The following is a 260-nucleotide window of genomic DNA, read 5'->3' on the forward strand; positions in this document are numbered from 1 at the left end:
CGGAATACCTTCCCGTCCGCAAGCGACAGGAGGCCTGGCACATTCTCAAACACGAACGCCTTCGGCTCGAATTCCTCGAGAAAACGTTCGTAGTGCCTGAACAGCTTGTTGCGCGGGTCGCTCATGAAACGTTCCGGCGCGTTAATCGAGAATCCCTGGCACGGAGGCCCTCCCACCAACACGTCCAGCTCACCCTTCGCGAGGCCGAGGCGGGTTCGTATCTCCGCCGGGTCGACTTCTTCCACGGACCGACAGTCGGG

1 protein-coding gene is annotated in these 260 nt (G+C 61.2%); it reads right to left on the bottom strand.

The features are described 5' to 3' along the window. Nucleotides 1-245: DNA cytosine methyltransferase (locus SB822_RS58450; RefSeq protein WP_410859292.1), on the bottom strand; the 245-nt coding region annotated here is incomplete at its 3' end. Nucleotides 246-260 lie beyond the last annotated feature (15 nt).

This window comes from Paraburkholderia sp. SIMBA_054 (assembly GCF_046534875.1).
Classification (GTDB): domain Bacteria; phylum Pseudomonadota; class Gammaproteobacteria; order Burkholderiales; family Burkholderiaceae; genus Paraburkholderia; species Paraburkholderia hospita.